We start from the raw sequence: 2,053 nt of genomic DNA, 5'->3' as shown, positions 1-2,053 counted from the left end.
CTGTATAAGGAAATATATGTTTTTGACACAGCTAAGATCCTGATGTGATGAGTCAGATCTATGCTTAACTGCAAATCTTGACAGTTTCGAGAACAGTCGCTCCGTTTGCTCTATGTACATGTTAAGTAGACTTAAGAGCAAAAGGGATTAGAGGCTTAATTACTACGAAGGCCATAATATACGATTTTTAACGTTTAATGTTATATTGTAACCAACTTATACTTAAGTGTTTTCTCCACGCTGTTATCATAAAGCTGCAATCAGGTTATTGTGAAAAATAAAATGAAAGGACCAGTTCCCTTTTTTACTACCGATATCACTGGATGTGTATTCAATACTAATGGTATTTTGACCAATAATTTATATTGGTTTTTTTACCACTATGATGAATTATAGACATAAAAATCAATCTAAACAATTTGGGATTTTTAACATTCAGAAGAGAGGAGGGTTAAATCTCCTAACTCTGGCACCCTATGACGGGACATTTCTATTCCTGTCAGATAATAGGATTTTATTTGTCACTTAAAGAGTGCAAAGCCCGCAAACGTTCTATTTATAAGCGATATTCTTCCTTAGTCAATATTGAAGAAACTTATAACTCATTGATATACTATGACTAATGTGATCTAGATTCTCGGGCTTATGGCTTATGGCTTATGGCTTATGGCTTATGGCTTATGGCTTATGGCTTATGGCTTACGGTTCGAGTTCCATTTCAGGCGTGACTTGTCCACCAAATTAAATACAATACTCACTTAGGAATATCATTTCTGTCATTGTCAAAATCACTATGATACCAGTTCGGTGCAAACTCCTGGGGAGTCAGATAGTTCAGCATCGAATGTGTCTATAGGCGTTATAATCCTTCCGCCATTCACTCATAATATTTCTCGCATGAGTGAATGGCGCAGAACCAATATTCATTCAGGCACTCATCCCGAAAACGGCCATCGAAGCCCTAGATAAAACTATTCTGCGTGGGTTTACCCGAATATCTTACGCATCGTAGTTGTAGCTCCTGAATTTAGTCTTACCTCTTAGTAGAGTTTTCTGGTTGAAATACATCCAGCAGGAGAACCACCATGAAGAAAGCGCGTTTTACTGAACTCCAGTTCCTGCGGATTCTGAAAGAAGTTGAAAGTGGCCATCATGTGAAGGGTGTTTGTCGCGAAAGCCGTGTGTCGGAAGCTCGCGACTACAACTGAAAATCCAAATACGAAGGGATGGGGTCTCCGGATATCAAGCGGATGAAAGAGCGGGAAGAGGAGAATTACCAGCTGAAGTTTAGTCTCAAGCATGGGGAGAATAAACGGTTACCTAACCAGCACCCTCAGCCTTTAGTTGCCCCATTAAAAATGAACCATTGCTGGTCAGTTGACTTTATAAATGATGCTTTGGCCGACGGGCGCCGATTTCGGTTGTTCAACGTGGTTGATGATCTTAATCGGGAGGCACTGGCCGTCGAAGTTGACTTGAATATACCGGCTCACAGTTTAGTCAGAATATCAGACAGGTTCAGTACAGAGAGGGGTTAGCTAGCTTATATTCGAAGTGACTATAGACCCGAACTGTCCGCGGTGGTTCTGGCTGAATGAACAGAAAGCAATGGCGTCATGCTTGACTTTTTCCCGCGAGGCAGACCGATGCAAAACAGGTTTATAGAGCGGTTTAACAAGACATTGAGAACAGAAGTACTCGACATGTTTCTATTTCGAACTCTATCTGAAGTGCGGCATTTAACAGAGGCCTGGCACACAGGATGTAATAAAGATCGGCTAAACAGTTACCCTCGGCGGCCTATCAGCTGTGATTTATGCAAAAAACTGGTCAAAAACTCTCACTGCGGTGTCACTAAAAACCGGAGTACTACATAATAACTGCCAAATACAGCGGTAACCAAAGCGTCTGCGCTCATGAGACAGTTCAGTGATGTGCGCGGACAACCGTACATCAGCGACTGGACCTCCTGGGTTATAGCACCATTAGCCCTGACCGTGTTTGTTTGGGTTTTATTGATGAACATGATGGACTTACTGCCAATCGATTTACT

Annotated in this window: 2 pseudogenes; both read left to right on the top strand. The window is 41.5% G+C overall.

The annotated features are described in order from the left end of the window. Window positions 1-1,085: 1,085 nt before the first annotated feature. A pseudogene (locus tag V2A85_RS23225) lies at window positions 1,086-1,899 on the top strand (integrase core domain-containing protein). Window positions 1,900-1,967: 68 nt separating this feature from the next. Continuing rightward, window positions 1,968-2,053, top strand: a pseudogene (locus V2A85_RS23220) (F0F1 ATP synthase subunit A); the annotation flags it as partial.

It is taken from the genome of Yersinia sp. 1252 StPb PI, assembly GCF_048593885.1.
GTDB lineage: Bacteria > Pseudomonadota > Gammaproteobacteria > Enterobacterales > Enterobacteriaceae > Yersinia > Yersinia enterocolitica_E.
This window is presented reverse-complemented; position numbering and strand designations above follow the sequence as displayed.